Origin of the sequence: Rothia sp. 27098_8_29, from assembly GCF_041432785.1 — a bacterium.
GTDB classification, from domain to species: domain Bacteria; phylum Actinomycetota; class Actinomycetes; order Actinomycetales; family Micrococcaceae; genus Rothia; species Rothia mucilaginosa.
Window position 1 is genome coordinate 75,888 of sequence record NZ_JAPWAI010000002.1, and the last position, 19,447, is coordinate 95,334.

A 19,447-nucleotide genomic window follows, 5' to 3' on the forward strand; every position below is an offset into this window, starting at 1 on the left:
AAGGTTTTAATCCTTCTGTAACACGCCGCTGTAGCGCTTTTACCCCTTATGGAGTGTGTGAGCGGTGCTCAACGCTTAGATTTTTACTTCTCCCAACCGACGTTGATCCATACGTTCGGGTTGTAGTAGGGCAGACCGAAGAGCATGGGGCCGTAGTTCGCCAGGCCCTTACGGCACGCCTTGAAGTTCGGGCCGTTGTGGGTGGGCACGTAGATGGCGACCTCGTCCAGGTGGCGCTTCTCCAGCTCGTTCATGATCTTGAGCTGTTCCTTCGGGTCCTCGGTGGACATCATGGTTGCTGCCAGCGAGTCCAGATCCTTACCGTGACCGTTGTTGGTCTCGGAGATGTAGAAGTAGTTCGCTGCATCCACCGGGGAGGTGGTGATGCCGTAGCCACCGGTCTTAATCGCGAAGTTCTTCGAGGAGATGATGCTCGACATTTCGGAGGCACCGTGGTTCTCGATGGTCAGTTCAACGCCGATTTCCTTCATCTGCTGCACCAGGAACTGGGCGGTGGAGCTGACAACCGGGTCGCTACCGAAGGTGATGACCGGGTAGGAGACCTTAGCGCCGTCCTTGGTGTAGTAGTCACCGGACTTGGTGTAGCCTGCGTCCTCGAGGATCTTGGTGGCGACATCCTTGCCAAGCTTGGTCGGGTAGTTGTCCTGGTAGCCTTCCTGCATGGGCAGCATGCACATGGAGCCGGGCAGGGTTTCCTTCCAGCCGAGCTTCTCGTAGCGCAGCTTCTGCAGCTGCTCACGGTTGAGGGCTGCAACGAATGCGCGGCGGACGGGCAGGGGCACCTTTTCCGGGTTGATTTCGTAGTTGCCCACGCTGAGAGCGCTACCCTTGCGGATGTCAGTGTTTGCCACGCCGGAGAGCTCGTTATAGGAGCTGAGGGTGCTGGCGTCCACGTAGTCGATTTCGCCATTCTTGTAAGCTGCCTGCTCTGCCTGGGAGCTCATTTCACGCCAGGTGATGCGCTCAAGAGCGGGCTTGGTGCCCCACCACTTCTCGTTGCGGACGACGGTGAGCACCTTGGAGGAGGAGTTCCACTCGCCGACCTTGAAGGGGCCTGCCCAGTACTGGTCGAGGGGCTTGTCGTTCAGGCCGTCGTTGAAGAACTTGGGATCGGCGAATGCCGGGTGCAGGAACGAGGTGAAGCTGCCTTCGATGGGGTACCAGGGCTTGGACATGGTGACCTTCACGTGGCGGGTATCGCCGTCCACAGCCTCGACGCTTGCGACCTGTTCCCAGATGGGCGAGGGGGTGATCTGGTAGTCCGAACCGGATGCCGCGGCGGTGTAGATGGTCTGGTAGCTCTTGACGGCGTTCACGTCGATGGGGGTACCGTCGTTGAAGGCTGCCTTCGGGTTGATCTTGAAGGTGACAGTCTGCACGCCGTCAACGGTCTGCGCCTTGTATTCGGTGACGTAGTCCTCGTTCATGTGCGACTCGCCGCGGAAGTCAGCATAGAAGCCGCCGGTGAAGGCGGAGTTGATTGCCGCCTGAATGTTCAGGTTACCGGCGGTGTAGCCGTTGGTGTTGAGGATGTTGAAGTTCGGGCCAATGCCGTCTGCGCTCAGTCGCAGCTCGCCGCTGTCCTTGAGGGCGGAGCGGTCCTTCTCGTTGTAGGAGACTGCCTTGGAGAGGTCGTCGCCGGCGGAGAGAGCGCTGGTTTCGTTCTTGGAGGAGTTGCCGCCGCAGGCTGCGAGCAGGCCGACGGTACCCAGGGCAACGGTGCCGGTGAGCAGGGTACGACGGTTGAGGGTGAAAGTGGTCATTAGTTTTCCTCAGTTAGGTGGGATGCTGAATTTTTGTACGCGGGGGAACACAACCCGCACACCTTTGTGACAGCACGCACATTTTGCATTGGCAATAGTATACACACATTTCCCATGCACTATGACCTAGTTCACCGTTTCAGGGAAAATATTTCAGCCAATCCCCGAAACTACCCCACCACAATAACCACCCATCAAAAACGCAGAAAAGTCCCGCAGCATCCCGCCTCTGAGGCGGAATACCGCGGGACTTTACCCTTCCGGAGTCTTATGCCGGCGCCTCCAAAAATTCAGAAACTACCGAATAGGAATCCAGAAAATTAACGTGTGGCTTTAGTTCTGCCAACCCACATTGGTCCAGCGCTTGGGGTCGGTGTAACTGGTTGCGAAGAGGGAAGGACCGTAGTTAGCCAGCTTCTCCTTCACAGCTGCGTAGCTGGGGCCGTTAGCGTAGGGGAAGTAAATAGCGACCTTCTCCATGTGCTGCTTCTCAGCCTCAGCAGCCATCTTCAACTGCTCCTCGTGGGATTCCTTCTCGTAAATGGACGCGATGTACTTATCCAGCTCGGGATCGCCCACGCCCTCGTTGATTTCGCTGGTGTAGAAGTACTGAACACTGTCTGCGGGGTCAGCACCAATACCCCAACCGGAGAAGGCGCAGTCGTACTGCTTAGAGCCCATCACGGAGTTGAACTGGGACTGCGGCTGGTTGTCCTGCTCGAGCTTAATACCTGCTGCCTTGAGCTGCTGCTCGAGGTTCTGGAACTGAGCCAGGGAGGTTGCATCCGAACCGAAGTAGGTGATGGAGAAGCCTGCAGTCTTACCGTCCTTGGCGTAGTAGTCGCCATTCTTGGAGTAGCCTGCTGCTTCCAGGATCTTTGCCGCAGCCTCGGGGCCGGGGTTGGTGGGCATAGCGTCCTGGTAGCCCTTCTGGAAGGGCATAGCAATCAGGGAGCCGGTCAGAGGCTCTTCCCAGTTGATCTGGCCGAACTTGACCTTAGCCAGCTGGGAGCGGTCAACCGCGGCGAAGACTGCACGGCGCAGGGCGGTGTCGGTCACGCGGGTCGGGTTGAACTGCAGGTTAATCACGCCAACGCTCTGGCCGGAGCGAATCTGAACACCGGGCTGACCCTTGACGGCGTTGTAGGTTGCCAGGCCAGCAAAGCCGATGCTGTCCAGCTCGCCGTTCTTGAACGCTGCGCGCTCTGCTTCGTCGCCCATTTCACGCCAGATAATGCGGTCCAGCAGCGGCTTCTCACCCCACCACTTGTCGTTGGGCACGAGGGTGAGGGTCTTAGCCGAAGAGTTCCACTCGCCAATCTTGAAGGGGCCGGACCAGTACTGATCCATGGGCTTGTTCACGAAGCCGTTGTTGAAGAGCTCCTTGTCGGTCAGTGCGGGGTGCAGACCGAGCAGGCCGAGGGTTTCGGCAGGATACAGGGGCTTGGACATAACAATCTTGACGCGGGTCTTGTCGCCATCCACGGGGTCGATGGACGCTACCTGCTGCCAGAAGGGAGCGGCGATGACGTTGTAGCCGTCATCGGGGTTGCGATAGACGGTCCACGCGGCGCGGATTGCCTCAATGTCAACGGGGGTGCCGTCGTTGAAGACAGCCTTAGAGTTGAGCTTGAAGGTGATGGTCTGCACGCCGTCAACAGTCTCAGCCTTGTAGTCGCTGACGTAGTCGTCGTTGAGGCTGTAGTCGCCGGCAGGGCTTAGGGAGGTGAAGCCGATAGCGGAGGGGATGTTGCAGGCGCCACCGAATGCGGTGAGGTTCTCGGTGGTGTAGCCGCTCTGAGTCAGAATGTTGAAGTTCGGGCCGACTGCGGAGACGCTACCGCGGAACTCGCCACCCTGCTTGAGGGAGGAGCGGTCCTGCTTGTTAATTTCGAGGTTCTTGACGATTTCCTCGGTGCTTGATGCAGCCTTACCGCTGATCTTCTTGTCAGAGCCGCCGCCGCATGCAGCGAGCAGGCCGACGGTACCCAGGGCAACGGTGCCGGTCAGCAGGGTACGGCGATTAATACGTAGATGAGTCATGTATTCTCCTCATGCCGGAGGGCTTAGGTGCTATTTGATAAGCGCACCGTGTTGTGCGCCGATTTTGCGGGAGCGCCGAAGCTCCCGCCCGTCACCTTTGTGAGAGCCCCCACATTGTTTGTGGTTGAAACACAGTATACCCCCAAAAGAAGCGACGCAGACCACAGTCCAGACTCTGGAAGAACTATACACCGTCTAAAAATCACGGGTTCAGCACCTGAACCCGCATCATCACGCGGAAGCCGCGTGCGAAAACTAAAAAATGAAATATTATGTCGCATTGGCGCGCGAGCGCGTCACACCCGGTGCTTTGAGAGTTGTTACAAGTTACAAGCACAGCGTCGGGGCAGCTAAAGCGCGCTGAACCCTCCACAAGAAAAAACTCCCCACCCCTATACGACACTGCGAAAACGTATAGGGGGCAGGGAGCTTAAAACTGCGGCTTATGCCATCCAGCCGACGGTAGACCAGTCGGTGGTCTTGAAGAGGAACGCACCGTAGTTAGCGAGCTTCGGGCGGCATGCCTTGAAGTCCGGACCATTGAGGAACGGGATGAAGAGGCAAACCTCGCTCATGTGCTTCTTCTCAATTTCGTTGCACTTCTCGGCGCGCTTAGCGTCGTCGAGGATGGTGACTATCTCGTCGACCATAGCGTCGATTTCGGGGGTGCCGACGCCGTTCCAGTTCTTGGAGTGGTAGAAGTACTCGGCTGCACTGGTCGGCTCGGAGGTCACGCCGAAGCCCGAAATGCTTACGTCGTACTCGCGGTTACCAACAACCTTCGAGAATTCAGACTGTGCACGCGAATCGAGCTCGAAGTTAATGCCGATTTCCTTCATGCTCTGGATGAAGGTCTGTGCCTGGCCCTTGGTGGTGGCGTCATCACCGAAGGTGGTCAGCTTCAGGGTGATGGTCTTGCCGTCCTTCGCGTAGAAGTCGCCGGACTTGGTGTAGCCTGCCTTCTCCAGGACCTTGCGTGCTTCCTCCGGGTTACGTGCCGGGTAGTTGTCGCGGTAGTACTGGGAGGAACCCAACAGAAGCATCGAGCCGGGAACTTCTTCTTCGTAGGGCAGACCCTGGAAGCGAATCTTTGCCAGAGCACCACGGTCGATACCCAGGAAGATTGCCTTACGGACAGCAACATCAGTGATGTGCTCTGCGTTCAGGTTCATGCCGCCGGCGAAGAGGCGGCGACCGCGGCGGATTTCAGAGTTCGCAACGTCCTTCATCTCGTTGTAGGCGCTGAGGGTACGTGACTCGACGACGTCCAGTTCGCCGTTCTTGTACGCGGCGCGTGCTGCGGCGTCTGCCATTTCACGCACGACGATGCGGTCCAGCTTGGGCTTCTCGCCCCACCACTTGTCGTTGGGCACAGCAGTGAAGGTCTTCTCGGAGGAGTTCCAGCCGTTGGGTGCCAGGGTGAAGGGGCCGCAACCGAGCTCGGGGTGGGGGTTGTCCACGAAGCCTTCGTTGAAGAGGTTTACGTCGAGCATCGCCGGGTGCAGGATTCCACCAAAGAGCAGACCCTTGACGGGGTTGTGCGCAGTCTTGAAAACAACGCGTGCGTGGTAGCGGTCGCCATCGATAGCTTCAACGCTTTCGATGTACTCGTAGATACCTGCCGCGGCAATCTTGTATTCACCGTCGGGGTCACGCTGGATCTGCCAGGTTGCCTTGAGGGCGTCGATGTCGATGGGGGTGCCGTCGTTGAAGACTGCCTTGGGGTTCAGGCGAACCTCTGCGGTAATCTTGCCGTCTACTTCCTTAGCTTCGAAGCCGAGGCAGTAGTTGGGGTCGAGCTCGTCTTCACCCTTGAAGGTGCTACGCCAGATGCCGGCACCGGCGATAACGCCCATGGTTTCGGAGACGGAGGTGCTGGAGCCGTTCTGGGAGAAACGGTTGAAGTCCGGACCAAGGGAGTAAGTGCTCAGGTTCAGGGTACCGCCCTGCTTGAGCTTCGAGGCATCCTGCTCGTTGATTTCATAGAACGGGGTTTCGCTTGCCTTGTGCTCGGTCTTGGAGGACGAGGAGCCACAAGCGCTCAGTACGCCGGCAGCAGCGACGGCGGTTGCGCCGCCGAACAGTACGCGGCGGCTCATGATCGGGTTGAATCCGGAGAGGGAGGGGATGGGGTGGGGGCTCATGATGGGCTCCTTGTGGGTGTGGACTGCGCTGATGCAGTGTTTGCAGTGTAGAGTGGGTGGCTCGCGTGCTCTGGAGGCGGGGTTTCCGCCTGTAGGAGCGCCTGCTATCTGCGGTGATGGGCGGGCAGGTCAAGCCATGCAAAATAATGTGACCTAAAGCTATGTTCTAAGCCACATTTAATATTTTTAGTAGTGTACACCACATAAATCACTACAGGCGCGCAACACGATAAATATTTCTCAATTATTACGCCCAGCCCTAATGCAACGGGTCTAAATCCACATCGGCACAACCCCACCACCCTTCGCGCAACATCCCTCCCCCACCTCCAGAAATAGCCAACGGGCACAGCAAAGCGGGCCGAACGCGCATATACGCATTCGACCCGCTCGCAAGACAGGCACCTTTTAGGAGTTCATCCAGCCCACAGCAGCCCAGTCCATCGACTTGTACAGGCGCGGACCGTAGTTAGCCAGAGTCTTCTTGACCATCACAAAGTCAGGACCGTTCGTAATGGTGCCCAGGAAGGCGAACTCCGCCATGTGCTTCTTCTCAATCTCGTTGCAGGCGAGGTTACGTTCCTTGTCATCCTCAATGAGGGTCATGGCGTCGATGAGGGCATCGATTTCCTTGCTGCCGATACCTTCGTTGTTCTCGGAGTAGTAGAACTGCTTGGTACTCTCGGTCGCGTCAGCAGAGACCGAGTAGCCGCTGAAGGAAATATCGTAGTCCCAGTTGCCCAGAATGGTGGCGAACTCGCTATCGGCGTGCTGATCAATCCGGATCTCGATACCGACATCCTTCATCTGCTGAGTGAAGGTCTGAGCCTTACCCTTGTTGGTCGGATCGTCACCGAAGACCACCACTGCGCAGCCAGCCTTCGTGCCGTCCTTCTCGTAGTAGTCGCCGTTCTTGGTGTAGCCGGCGGCCTCCAGAATCTTCTGCGCCTCCGAAACACTGTTATTCGGGGTCGGGTAAGAATCCTGGTAGTAGGGCGAGAAGGGCATGTGAATCATCGAACCGGGGATAGCTTCCTCGTAGGGCAGACCCTGGAACTGAATCTTTGCGAGTGCTTCACGGTTGGTGCCGGCAAAGATTGCCTTACGCAGGGCAGCATCCTTGACGCGGCGGGGATTGATATCCAGGCCACCGGCGTAGAGGCGGGTGCCCTTACGCAGTTCGGTACCCGCAATGTTCTTCACCTCGGCATAGGTGGAGGAGGTGCTCGCACCGATAGCGTCAATTTCATCGTTCTTGAACGCGGCACGTGCAGCGCTGGACTCCATCTGGGTAAAGACAATCTTGTCCAGCAGGGGCTTGGTGCCCCACCACTTGTCATTGGGCACAACACTGAAGGTCTTCGCGGTGGAGTCCCAGCCCTTATCCGCCAGGGTGAAGGGGCCAGCCCAGTACTCGGGGTGGGGCTCATCCACGAAGCCGTTGTTGAAGAGCTCGACGTCTTCCAGTGCGGGGTGCAGAATCTCAGAGAAGAGGCTCTGCAGCGGGTAGAAGGGCTTGGAGAAGGTGACGGTTGCGCTGTAGTCGTCTTCGCCCTTTTCTACGGATTCAACGAATTCGTAGATGCCGCTGGTGACGATGTTGTAGCCGTTATCCAGGCTCTTGAAGATGTTCCAGGTGGACTGGAGCGCCTTGTAGGTGATGGGGGTGCCATCGTTGAAGACAGCCTTGGGGTTGAGCTTGACGGCAACCTGAATCTTATCGTCCTTCTTGCTGTGCTCGAAGGAGACAGCGAAGTCGGTGTTCAGCTTGTAGGTGCCGTCAAAGTCGAGGTTCCACATGCCGGCCTGGCTGATGGTGCTCATAACGTTGACGTTATCGCTGGTGTTACCGCTCTGGGTGTAGAAGTTAAAGTTCGGACCGATGGATCCGGCGGGCAGGCGCAGGGTGCCGCCCTTCTTCAGGCTGTTCACGTCCTGAGCGTTGATGTTGTAGAGGTCTTCGATATTGGCACCGGCGCCGGCGGCCTTAGTCTTTTCAGAGCTTGCGCTGCCGTTGCCGCAGGCGCTGAGCAGACCTACAGCTCCCAGAGCCGCGGTGCCGCCAATGAGCGCGCGGCGGCTGAAGCTGTTCTTGGTCGCTTCGTGGCTACTCGCGGTATATGCGGTGTTGGCGGTCATGGGAGTGGCTTCCTTCTGTCTTGTGGGGGCGGGTATATCCCGTATTCCCGAAGTGATGATTATTTATACAGAGCACTGCATAACTTTGTATAACTCCACTGTAGCGCAGTCCGAGAGTGAAAACCAAGCATTTTCACAATATTTCTTAATATTTATCGTGTTTTTTGAATATTCATACTATGAATACCTTGTTTTTGCGCGAATTTTTCGGATTTTATCGGATAGATATACCACCGTTCCCCTGCATCGGTACACAAAAACACCCAAAGCACTTCCTCCAGATATGCAAAAAGTGTCCACCCGGATGATCCGGGTGGACACTTTCAATAGCTCCAGGCTATTCACCTAGTAGGTGAAGGGAAGAGGACTTACTTAGCCCAACCGACCTTCTCCCAGTGAATACCATTGCCCTGGTAGAGGGAAACGCCGTAGTTGCGCAGACCCTTCTTGACGAACTTGTACTCGGGACCATTGAAGAGCGGAACCAGCACAGCAATCTCAGAGAGGTGCTTCTTCTCAATCTCGTTACATGCCAGGTTGCGTTCCTTGTCGTCAGCAATGAGCTTCATCTTCTCGATCATCTCATTGATTTCGTCGGTGCCAGCGTCCTCGGGCTTCTCACGCAGGTAGAACTGCTGGGTAGCCTGGGTAGCATCCGGGTCGCTCAGAGCGTAGCCCGATGCAGTTGCGTCGTAGTCCTTAGCCTGCATTGCCTTACCGAATTCGCTTGCAGCGCGGGATTCGAGCTCAACATTAATGCCGACAGCCTTGAGCTGCTGAACAACGGTCTGAGCAACAGCCTTGGAGGTGGGGTCCTCGCCGAAGACCGAGTACTTGAAGGCAGCCTGCTTGCCGTCCTTCTCGTAGAACTCGCCGTTCTTGGTGTAGCCTGCCTCTTCCAGAATCTTCGATGCAGCAGCTGCATCGTTGTTCGGGGTCGGGTAGACATCCTGGTAGTACTCGGAGAAGGGCATGTGAATCATCGAACCGGGCTGCTTCTCTTCGTAATCCAGACCCTGGAAACGAACCTTGGCAATTGCCTCACGGTTCATGCCAGCGACCACAGCGCGGCGCAGAGCAACGTCCTGCATGCGGGCGGGGTTCATGACCATGCCGCCGGAGAAGAGGCGAACACCGCGACGCATCTCGGTGTTCGCAATTTCCTTCAGCTCCTTGTAGCTTGCAGCAGCGGTAGCGGGAGCAGCGTCGATTTCATCGTTCTTGAATGCTGCGCGCTCAGCAGCAGCATCCATCTGACGGAAGACAATGCGCTCCAGAACAGGCTTCTCGCCCCACCACTTGTCATTGCGGGTCAGGGTCAGAGTCTTCTCGGAGGAGTTCCAGCCGCCCTCAGCTACGGTGAAGGGACCAGCAGCGTATTCGGGGTGCGGGTTGTCCACGAAGCCTTCGTTGAAGAGGTTCTTATCCAGCAGAGCCGGGTGCAGAATTTCACCGAAGAGGATGTTCAGGGGGTAGTAGGGCTTTGCGAAAGTGACCTTGACCTTGAAGTCATCACCGTCGCGCTCAACGGAGCCAACGCTGCTGTAGATACCGCTGGTCTCAATCTTGTAGTCGCCATCGACGCTCTTGAGGATATTCCAGGTAGCCTGCAGCGCCTTGTAGTCGATGGGGGTACCGTCGTTGAACTTAGCCTGGGGGTTCAGCTCAATGGAGACAACGGGCAGACCGTTTTCCTCAGCGATTTCGAAGCTCTTTGCAAAGTCGGTAGACAGGGTGCGCTTACCCATGGGGTTAGCCTGCCAGAGACCGCTGTAGTACATGGGGCTCAGAGCAGCCTGGGTGTAGGAGGTAACACCGGTGCCGAAGAGGTTGAAGTCCGGACCCAGTGCAGTCACAGACAGGCGCAGGGTACCGCCCTGCTTCAGGTCCGAAACAGCGGTCTCAGCAATGTCGTAAAGTTCCTTGGCATCGGTACCCGCGGTTGCTCCCTGGGTGGTTGCCTTGGAGTCCTTGGACGAGCCGCACGCAGCCAGTACACCCGCGGTACCCAGTGCTGCAGCGCCACCGAGAACGGTACGACGGTTCAGGATGAAATTCTTCTCCATGAGAGTGTCCTCTTATACGTTTGACCCTCAATAATCCCGCAGGAAAGCGTCAAGGATTCCCTGCTCATGCGCCGCCCAAAGGGTGCGGTGAGCGATGAATTAGTGCCGGTCTATGAATGTGTTCCTTCGGGTACGCCCCTAGTGGCGCACCCATGGCTTAATTATGGCTTACTGCCAGCAGGAAAGCCCTTCCATAAATATTCATATCTTGAATGGTGAGAAAGGTTATACCTAGTCAGTGCAGTTTTACCTGTTTCCTGGAGGATTTCAGTGCCTAGCGCCACATTCTGAGGTTCGCGCCGTCTCACCAGGTGGCAACTTCAAGCTGTACGCACCTCACCAATACCGGGCATAAAAAACCCGAGGGGCGAATATTCAACGAATATTCGCCCCTCGGCACACATGCGACTTATTCAGCCGACTCTAGAGCTACACCGTAGCGGCCTCAGCCTCAGGGTAGTAGCAAGCATAACCGTGATCCTGGCCCTCAACGGGGGTCAGTTCCGGCATCTCCTCCAAGCAACGACGCTTCTTGTCCTCAGGCAGAAGCTTGAAGACCGGGCAACGGCTCGAGAAGCCACAGCCCTTAGGCGCGTTCACCGGAGTGGGCAGGTCGCCCTCAAGCATAATGCGGTGGCGCTTTGCCTCAACCTCGGGGTCCGGAACCGGAATCGCCGAGAGCAGTGCACGGGTGTACGGGTGAATCGGGTTGTCGAACACCTGGTCGACGTCACCGATCTCAACAATACGACCCAGGTACATCACTGCAACGCGGTCGGATGCGTGGCGAATCACCGCGAGGTCGTGAGCAACCATCAGGTAGCTCAGACCCAGGTTTGCACGCAGCTCCTCCAGAAGGTTGATCACACCAGCCTGGACGGACACGTCCAGTGCGGACACCGGCTCATCCAGAACCACGAGCTTGGGGTTCACAGCAAGCGCACGAGCAATACCGATACGCTGACGCTGACCACCAGAGAACTGGTTCGGGAAGCGGTTCACGTGGTCAGGCTGCAGACCCACAATGTGCATCAGCTCGATGACGCGCTTCTTGATGTCTGCCTTGTTCATGCCCTGGTTTTCCAGGGGCTCAGCCAGCACCTCGTAAACGGTAAAGCGCGGATCCAGAGCACCGGTGGGGTCCTGGAACACCATCTGCTGGTTCTTACGCAGCTCAAGAATCTCACCTGCGGACTTGCCGTCCTTGGTGGAGGTTCCGTTAATCAGAATCTCACCGTCGGTGTTCTTATTGAACTCCATGATTTCCAGCAGGGTGGTGGTCTTACCACAACCGGACTCACCCACAATGGAGAAGCACTCGCCCTCACGAATATCGAAGGACAGGCCGTTCACAGCCTTCACAGTGCCCACGCGGCGCTTAATCAGTGCACCCTTCATGAGCGGGAAGTGCTTCTTGACGTTGCGGACCTCCAGGACGGGGGCACGCTCCTCACGCGGAATACCGTCGTACTTCGATACCGGGGGTTCCGGAACCGGGTACAGCTCGTCAGCGGTCTTACCGACCAGCTCCTGAGAGATGGTGCAGGAGGAGTAGTGGCCCTCGCCAACGCCTTCCAGCAGCTGCAAATCGGGCTCGCCGTTGGAGTCCTGGCAGCACTGGCCACCGCTCTTAGCGATGGGGCAACGCGGGCGGAAGGAGCACGCGGTCACCGGGTTAATCAGGTTCGGAGGGGTACCCTCAATCGGAACCAGGGAAACCTTCTCGGAACGGTCCACACGCGGGACCGCACCCAGCAGACCGATGGTGTACGGGTGGGAGGGATGCTTGTACAGGTCTTCTGCCTTCGCAATCTCCACCGGCTTACCGGCGTACATCACCAGAATGTCGTCAGCCATGCCAGCCACAACACCCAGGTCGTGGGTAATCATGATGGTCGCTGCGCCGGTCTCTTCCTGAGCCTTCTGCATAACCTCCAGCACCTGCGCCTGAATGGTCACATCCAGTGCGGTGGTGGGCTCATCGGCGATGAGCACGCGGGGGTCATTCGCAATCGCCATAGCGATCATGATGCGCTGACGCATACCACCGGAGAACTCGTGCGGGAAGGAACGCAGGCGGTCAGCCGGCGAAGGAATACCCACCATACGCATCAGCTCGATGGAGCGGTCCTTGATAGCCTGCTTGCTCATGCCCTTGTTGTGGACCTTGAGCACCTCGGCAATCTGATCACCAATGGTGTACACGGGGGTCAGGGAGGACAGCGGATCCTGGAAGACCATGGAGATCTCCTTGCCGCGGTATGCGCACATTTCCTTATCGCTCAGACCCAGCAGCTCGGTACCGTTGTACTTAATCGAGCCGGTGATGTCAGCGGTGGTCGGGTGCAGGCCCATAATCGCCATGGAGGCAACGGACTTACCGGAACCGGACTCACCCACGATACCCAGGGTCTTACCGGGGTACAGGTCAAAGTTCACACCGCGAACAGCGTGCACGACGCCATTCTCAGTATTGAAGCGGACGTTGAGGTCCTTAACGCTCAGAACGGGAGAGGTACTCATTAGTTCTTCGCCTCCTTTGCAGCGGCAGCAGGTGCCTCTGCCTTCTCGTTCTTCTTGGACTTCTTGATCTTACCGACCGACATCGAAGTCGGGTCGAATGCGTCACGCAGACCGTCGTTCATGAGGGCCAGCGGACCAACCAGCAGGAAGAAGAACAGAACCGGGAACCAGAACATGTGCGGCAGGGTGTTAATCTGCTGCGAAGCATCCGAAATCAGCGAACCCAGCGAGTAGTTGGGGTACTTAATACCGATGCCGATGAAGGAGTACGCAACCTCAGAAAGCACAGCGTTCATGATGCCGCTGGTGAAGTTCAGAACCAGCAGGGAGCCGATGTTCGGAACCAGGTGGCGCATCACAATCTTGAAGGGGTGCACACCCATGTAGCGCGCAGCCTTCACGAAGTCGCGGTTGATGAGGGACTGTGCCATTGCACGAATAACACGGGCGCTACCCATCCAGCCGAAGGTAATCAGCACAGCGGAGAGCAGAATCCAGGTGGGGACGCTCTTCTGAATCTGCTTACCGACCTGACCGTTGATCAGAATAGCCAGAATCAGCAGCGAGGGAACCATGATCAGGGTCTCGAGGATGAACAGCATAATCTTGTCGATCCAGCCACCGAAGTACGCCATCACACAGCCGTAGACTGCGGAGATGAGCACGGTGACGAAACCAACGATCACACCAATTTCGAGAGAGGTCCAGACGGCCTCGACCATCATGGCGAACACATCGTTACCCGCGATGGTGGTACCGAACCAGTGGTCAGCCGAGGGACCTTCACCCAGCGCCATGTAGTCAATGTCGTTGGGCTTGTACTTGGTCAAGTACTTACCGAACAGGCCGAACAGACCCATGCCGATGAACACGGACAGGCCGAAGACTGCAGCCTTGTTACGCAGGAAGCGGCGCAGAATAATAACGCTCTTGTTGATGACCTTGAAGTCACCGTTCTCCTGTACCACCGGTACGGAGGAAGTTGCAGTTACCTGGCTCATGAGATCCTCACTCGGGGGTCGACGATGGTGGTAGCGATATCAGCGATGATCGCACCGACAGCGAACAGTGCAGAACCGTACGCGAGGGTCACGGTCGCAGCGTTCACGTCCTGCGAGGAAATGGAGTCAATCGACCACTTACCGATACCGGGCCATGCAAAGACGGTCTCGGCGAAGAATGCACCCGCAAAAATCAGCGGAATCTGGTACGCGATGGACTGTGCCACGGGGATGAAGGAGACACGCAGTGCGTGGCGAGTAATCGCCTGGTTGCGGGTCAGACCCTTAGCACGAGCGGTACGCACGAAGTCAGCGTTCACGTTATCGAGCAGGTACTGACGCTGTGCAATCTGGTAACCAGCCCAACCGAAGATGGTCATACAGAAAGTCGGCACGATGTAGTGCGCCGCCATATCGATGGTGATTTCCCAGAATCCGGTCAGACCCGGAGTCGAAATACCGGTCACATAGAAAATCTTCTCTCCACCATTAGCAACGGCAATGTTGTTGATAGTGGTCGCGCCCTGCTGCACCACGAAGTAAGCAACGGGAGCGGGGATGATGTAGACCAGGTAGGAGTAACCGGTGATAACACGGTCAGAGAACTTGTACTGGCGAGCTGCCGAGTACACACCCAGGGCAATACCAATCACAATCGAGAGAATGGTAGCCACCAGCAGCAGGCGGGTAGAAACCCACACGCGCTGGCCAAATTCCTGGTTAATGTACGCGCCGTTGGGGCTACGGCCCCAATCGAACTTGGTGACCACATTGGTCAGCCACTGAACGTAGCGGTCCCAGGGGTTCATTTCGGGATCGAGACCCAGGGACGCGAAGTTACGGTTCACCTGCTCGGGGCTCGGCTTCGGAACCTTTTCCTGCTCCAGCAGAGCAGGCTTCAGAGCAGTAACCGCGGCAAAGTAACCCATCGTGGTCGTAATAAAGACCATGACGAGGTACGTCAGCGATCGCTGGAGGATGTACCTAAACATGGGACGGTTCCCCTCCTTGTGTAGATGTCGGTGTTAAGGCATGTGTGTCATGCTGTCCCAGTGCACTGCTTCGTGATGACTGTCACTAGGAGCATATTTACTTTATCTTATATAGCCTGTAACACTTCCACCAAACCCACATTGGGCACTTTCACCCCTTAGAACAGCCTGTATGCAAGCTAAAAGGGAGCTGGGTAAAAAAATGCCCCGGAATACCGGGGAAAAGGGGCGGATTAACAATTTTTACGAAAATTTTACATCCGAAACAATTCTCTCGACATAGGGACGTAATAACCTTTTCGATAAGCACTTTAACAGGGTAAAACACCACGTAAACCCACCGTTTAGGGGACTAAACCAACACTTCCAACCCCTAAACCAAGCACTAAGGCACACCTCTTAAGCGCGCTATTTAAGGCAACGCAGCCAAAAACGGCGCCCCGGCACGAGCACACGACTCGCACCGGGGCGCCACTTATATAGGAAGGCAACGCCTCCGCATCTAGTGCTAAGACCCTAGCTCTTAGCGTTAGGCTCCGAATCAGGCGAAGCCTCCGAGCTCAACGACTCATCAATACGAGCACGAGCAGAGCCGTGAATGCTCTTCAAAGCCTGCGCATCCTTAGCAGCCATCTCCGGAGTAATCACCGGCATCGCACCGGTCGCCGCACGAGCAATATCAACAGCCGGCTCAGTCTCCAGGGTCGTCGCCAACGCATCCTCACGAATGAAGAACAGAAGCAGCGTAGACACCAGACCCAACGGCACCAGGTACAGGAACAGCGGAATCAGCGCATCGTTATACGCATTCACAATGATGCCGTGCACCGGCTCCGGCAAAGACGCCACCAGCTCAGGAGTCAGAGACGAAGACGCATGGCTACCCGAAGACTGCAGCGCCTGCTGCGGCATACGCTCAGAAATCAGCGAGGTCAGACGCGAGGTAAACAGACCACCCACCAGCGAGGCACCCACAGTAGCACCCACCTGACGGAAGAAGTTATTCGATGCCGTCGCGGTACCAACCACGCTCACCGGGAACGCATTCTGAACAATCAGAGTCAAGAACTGCATAGACATACCCAGACCGGCACCCATCACCGCAAGGTACACACAGAACAGCCAGGTCGGAGTCTCAATAGTCACGGTCGACAGCAGGAACAGGCCCAGCGCCACAATCGCGGTACCGCTCGTCACGTAACGCTTGTAGCGACCGCTCTTCGACACCACGCGGCCCGTCACAATGGACACCACCAGCATGACGCCCATCATCGGGATCATCAGCAGACCGGCCACCGTAGCGCTCACACCCAGCGCCATCTGCAGATAAGTCGGGATGTACTCCACCGCACCGAACATTGCCACGCCCAGCGCCAGCGAAGCGCCCAGAGTCAGCAGGAAGTTACGATTCTTGAACAGGTACATGGGCATGACCGGCTCAGCCGCACGGTTCTCCACCGGGATAAACACCAGCGCAGCAACCACAGAGAAGACCAGCAGACCAATAATCTCGGGCGAGGTCCACTCGTACTGGTTGCCACCCCAAATCGTGGCAAGCACCAGCGCACTCGTACCCGCCATCAGAATCAGCGAACCAAGGTAGTCGATACTGTGCTTCTCACGGTCACGGAACGGGCGGTGCGGTAGCAAGAAAATCACCGCAAGAATCGACAGAATAGCCAACGGCAGATTAAGCCAGAACGCCCAACGCCAACCCGGACCCTCAGTAATCCAGCCACCAATCAGCGGACCAGCCACCGACGAGAAAGCAAAAACGCCACCGATAATACCCATGTAGCGGCCGCGGTCGCGGGGAGGGATCACGTCAGCAATCACAGCCTGAGAAAGAATCATCAGACCGCCACCGCCCAGACCCTGCAGGGCACGAGCAAAAATCAGCCAGTTCATGTCCTGAGCGAGCGCACCAACAATCGAACCCGCCATGAAAGCAACAATCGCAAAAATCAGGAAGGGCTTGCGTCCGAACTGGTCAGAAAGCTTGCCGTAGACCGGCATCGTAATCGTCGAAAGCAGGATGAAAATGGTAATCACCCAGCTCATGTGCTCCACGCCGTGAAGCTCACCAACGATCGTGGGCAGCGACGGCGCCAGAATCGTCTGGTTCAGCGAGGACATGAGCATCACAATGACCAGGCCCAGGAACATGGCGCGGATGCGGTTTTTACTTTCCTGCTTAGCCTCACCGGCTGGCGGCTGAGGTAGATTCTTTTCCTCTGTACTCATCGTTTAATCCTTAGTTACGTTCTATATATGTCTGTTGTGAGTATCCGCCGGGCTCTGGATTCGGTTACCTCGATTCGGGGCCTCCGATTCGGTTTCCGGCGGGCTTTTGTCATTTGTAGCAGTGAACCGCCGCTAGATTGCCGGTCGGTTCTGCTCAAAAAGCAGGAACTGGAAGGTCTTCACCGTCTGGCGGATATGGCGGGCGATATCCTCTTTGTCTTCCAGGTCGCGGGCAAACTCCAGCTGACGAAGCACCGCGGAGGCAAGCTGGACCTTTGCGCGTGATCGCTCCCGGAAGTGATCGGTCAGCGGGTCAGCGGGGGTTCGGCGCGGGAAGGGGCCGCGGCGACCGGCCGCGTCAAAAGCCACCCAGTCAATAGTGTTCAGGTAATCGGTGAGCACCTGTTCGCACTTCATGTAGTGCATTTTCATTCGTTTCGCGGACTCGGGGAACTCCTGAAAGGGAGCTCGGGGGTCCTTGCCATTGGCGTAGTGGAAGCTCTGGAAAATGACCTCCCAGAGAAGGTGGGTTACACGAATGATGGTGTTGTCATCCTCGTGGGCGCGGTCTGTTTCGAGGATTTCCTCGCTGACCACCGGTTCACGCAGACCCAGAACGGCGTCCTCTTTGGAGGGGAAGTAGTTGAAGAAGGTACGCGGGGAGACGCCCGCCTCCTGGGCGATTTCTTCAACGGTGGTTCCGCGCATCCCATGGTCGCGGACGCGTTTGAGGGCTGCTTCGTGGATTGCCGTCCAGGTTTGTTCGCGGCGGCGTTCGCGAAGGCTCTGTTCCTTTTTCTGCATAACTGCAATTATTTCACCACTGCACACAACGCTCAAGTGCATTTTTAGCGTTAAGGCTCACAGCATAGCCGGCTAAACTCCGGCCCCGCCACTGGCACACAACACCCGCACACAATACCGACACATCACATACGAAGCGGCAAACCCACTCCCCCAAGCCCCACACAAAACATCGGCATAATAGAGGGATGAACTTGTTTGCCCCCGCCTACCTCGACTTCCTGCCCGACTGGCTACGCCTCGCACTCGGCATCGCCGATATCCTCATCCGACTCGCAGCCCTCTGTTGGCTCCCCTACAACCGCAAACCCGTGGTTGCCCTGGGCTGGCTCATGGCCATCTTCTTCATCCCCTTCGTAGGGTTCATCGCATTCCTCGTCTTCGGCTCCTCGCGCCTGCCCGCCTACCGCCGCGCACGCCAACACGCCATGAACGACTTGATCCGCGAAGTCAGCGAGAACAAGCCCTTCCTCACCCGCACCGACGACCTCTCCGACCCCGCAAAGGCAGCCAGCCAGCTCAACTACACCCTGGGCTCACTCCCCCTGGTCGGCGGCAACCAATTCACCCTCCACACCGACAACCACGAGGCAATGGTCGCCATGGCGGAAGAAGTCGACCGCGCCACCAAATACGTGCACTTCGAGTTCTACATCACCGCCTACGACGAGGCGAGCGCAGTCCTCTGGGACGCCCTCTTCGCAGCCCACGAACGCGGTGTACAGGTGCGCGTACTCCTCGACCACATCGGCTCCCGCAAATACCCGTCCTATAAGAAACTCGTGAAAATGCTCAACGACTCGGGTATGCAGTGGCGCCTCATGCTGCCGCTCAAACCGTGGAAACTCAAGTGGCAGCGACCCGACCTGCGTAACCACCGCAAGGTCCTCGTCGTGGACGGACGCGTCGCGTTCTCCGGTTCGCAGAACGCTATTCACCGCTCCTACGACATGCCCGAAAACATTAAGAAGGGCTTGGAGTGGAAGGACCTGACCTTCTCCTGCACCGGCCCCATCGTTGAAGAGCTCAACGCCGTTTTCGTCTCCGACTGGTACTCCGAAACGAACCAGCTGATCCTGGCAGAAATTAACACCAATATCCCCTACTACAAGGATGGGATGCGCGCCCAGGTTGTGCCCTCCGGCCCCGGTTTTGAAACCGAAAACAACCTGCGCCTCATTAACTACCTGATCTACAACGCCGAGCGGCGTATTACCATCTGCTCGCCCTACTTCGTGCCCGAAGAGACCCTACTGCAGGCACTCACGAACGCCGCCTACTCCGGTATTGAAACCACCGTGATTGTGTGCGAGAAGGGCGACCAGTTCCTGCCGAACATGGCGCAGCGTTCCTACTACGAGCAGCTGCTGCAGGCGGGTGTGCGTATTCTGCAGTACCCCAGCCCGACCGTGTTGCACTCCAAGTTCATGATGGTCGACGACGAAATTACGTTCATTGGCTCGTCCAATATGGACCCGCGTTCCTTCTCACTGAACATGGAAGTGTCAACGTTCGTCATTGACCGCGGCATGGTCGCGATGCTGGATGAAGTATGCGCCGAATACGAGCAGGTCTGCACCGAGCTGCTGTACACCCAGTGGGCGGAGCGCCCGCGCCGCATCAAGATGGCGGAGAACCTCTGCCGACTGTGGTCATCGCTCCTCTAAATAAAACTGCCCACCCGGATAACCCCGGGTGGGCAATTTT

At 57.1% G+C, this 19,447-nt stretch carries 11 protein-coding genes; 1 reads left to right on the forward strand and 10 read right to left on the reverse strand.

The genetic code is table 11. From position 1 onward, the window contains the following. Positions 1-83: 83 nt before the first annotated feature. The 10 genes from O3649_RS05355 to O3649_RS05400 form a co-directional block, all read right to left on the reverse strand. A complete protein-coding gene (locus O3649_RS05355; protein ID WP_371573135.1) occupies positions 84-1,784 on the reverse strand; it encodes an ABC transporter family substrate-binding protein in 1,701 nt (566 codons plus the stop codon). A 333-nt stretch (positions 1,785-2,117) separates the two neighbouring features. Beyond that, positions 2,118-3,827 (reverse strand): ABC transporter family substrate-binding protein, encoded by a 1,710-nt coding sequence (locus O3649_RS05360; protein ID WP_371573137.1) that lies wholly within the window; start codon positions 3,825-3,827, stop codon positions 2,118-2,120. A 443-nt stretch (positions 3,828-4,270) separates the two neighbouring features. After that, positions 4,271-5,971, reverse strand: a complete 1,701-nt coding sequence (locus O3649_RS05365) for an ABC transporter family substrate-binding protein (RefSeq protein ID WP_371573139.1) — start codon at positions 5,969-5,971, stop codon at positions 4,271-4,273. Between the two features lie 408 nt (positions 5,972-6,379). Beyond that, positions 6,380-8,110 carry an ABC transporter family substrate-binding protein gene (locus tag O3649_RS05370; RefSeq protein WP_371573141.1) on the reverse strand — a complete coding sequence of 577 codons (1,731 nt, stop codon included), beginning with the start codon at positions 8,108-8,110 and terminating at the stop codon, positions 6,380-6,382. Between the two features lie 368 nt (positions 8,111-8,478). Further along, positions 8,479-10,176 carry an ABC transporter family substrate-binding protein gene (locus O3649_RS05375; protein ID WP_371573143.1) on the reverse strand — a complete coding sequence of 566 codons (1,698 nt, stop codon included), beginning with the start codon at positions 10,174-10,176 and terminating at the stop codon, positions 8,479-8,481. 429 nt (positions 10,177-10,605) lie between these two features. After that, positions 10,606-12,699 (reverse strand): ABC transporter ATP-binding protein, encoded by a 2,094-nt coding sequence (locus O3649_RS05380; protein ID WP_070685241.1) that lies wholly within the window; start codon positions 12,697-12,699, stop codon positions 10,606-10,608. Continuing rightward, positions 12,699-13,700, reverse strand: coding sequence for an ABC transporter permease (locus tag O3649_RS05385; protein WP_070818968.1), 1,002 nt, complete (start codon positions 13,698-13,700; stop codon positions 12,699-12,701). Before O3649_RS05385 ends, O3649_RS05380 begins: the two co-directional genes overlap by 1 nt. After that, positions 13,697-14,692, reverse strand: coding sequence for an ABC transporter permease (locus tag O3649_RS05390; RefSeq protein ID WP_005509238.1), 996 nt, complete (start codon positions 14,690-14,692; stop codon positions 13,697-13,699). The genes O3649_RS05385 and O3649_RS05390 overlap by 4 nt, the downstream gene beginning before the upstream one ends. Before the next feature lie 516 nt (positions 14,693-15,208). Next, a complete protein-coding gene (locus O3649_RS05395; RefSeq protein ID WP_371573145.1) occupies positions 15,209-16,936 on the reverse strand; it encodes an MDR family MFS transporter in 1,728 nt (575 codons plus the stop codon). A 132-nt stretch (positions 16,937-17,068) separates the two neighbouring features. Then, complete coding sequence (locus O3649_RS05400; protein WP_239662189.1) at positions 17,069-17,740, reverse strand: TetR/AcrR family transcriptional regulator; 672 nt, start codon at positions 17,738-17,740, stop codon at positions 17,069-17,071. A 188-nt stretch (positions 17,741-17,928) separates the two neighbouring features. Between O3649_RS05400 and cls the strand changes: the two genes are divergently transcribed. Beyond that, positions 17,929-19,407 carry a cardiolipin synthase gene (gene cls / locus O3649_RS05405; RefSeq protein WP_049354455.1) on the forward strand — a complete coding sequence of 493 codons (1,479 nt, stop codon included), beginning with the start codon at positions 17,929-17,931 and terminating at the stop codon, positions 19,405-19,407. The last annotated feature ends 40 nt before the right edge of the window (positions 19,408-19,447 follow it).

Bases quoted from the DNA above. Each gene is read 5' to 3' on its own strand.
- O3649_RS05355 (WP_371573135.1), bottom strand. From the start codon at position 1,784: ATGACCACTTTCACCCTCAACCGTCGTACCCTGCTCACCGGCACCGTT.
- O3649_RS05360 (WP_371573137.1), bottom strand. From the start codon at position 3,827: ATGACTCATCTACGTATTAATCGCCGTACCCTGCTGACCGGCACCGTT.
- O3649_RS05365 (WP_371573139.1), bottom strand. From the start codon at position 5,971: ATGAGCCCCCACCCCATCCCCTCCCTCTCCGGATTCAACCCGATCATG.
- O3649_RS05370 (WP_371573141.1), bottom strand. From the start codon at position 8,110: ATGACCGCCAACACCGCATATACCGCGAGTAGCCACGAAGCGACCAAG.
- O3649_RS05375 (WP_371573143.1), bottom strand. From the start codon at position 10,176: ATGGAGAAGAATTTCATCCTGAACCGTCGTACCGTTCTCGGTGGCGCT.
- O3649_RS05380 (WP_070685241.1), bottom strand. From the start codon at position 12,699: ATGAGTACCTCTCCCGTTCTGAGCGTTAAGGACCTCAACGTCCGCTTC.
- O3649_RS05385 (WP_070818968.1), bottom strand. From the start codon at position 13,700: ATGAGCCAGGTAACTGCAACTTCCTCCGTACCGGTGGTACAGGAGAAC.
- O3649_RS05390 (WP_005509238.1), bottom strand. From the start codon at position 14,692: ATGTTTAGGTACATCCTCCAGCGATCGCTGACGTACCTCGTCATGGTC.
- O3649_RS05395 (WP_371573145.1), bottom strand. From the start codon at position 16,936: ATGAGTACAGAGGAAAAGAATCTACCTCAGCCGCCAGCCGGTGAGGCT.
- O3649_RS05400 (WP_239662189.1), bottom strand. From the start codon at position 17,740: ATGCAGAAAAAGGAACAGAGCCTTCGCGAACGCCGCCGCGAACAAACC.
- cls (WP_049354455.1), top strand. From the start codon at position 17,929: ATGAACTTGTTTGCCCCCGCCTACCTCGACTTCCTGCCCGACTGGCTA.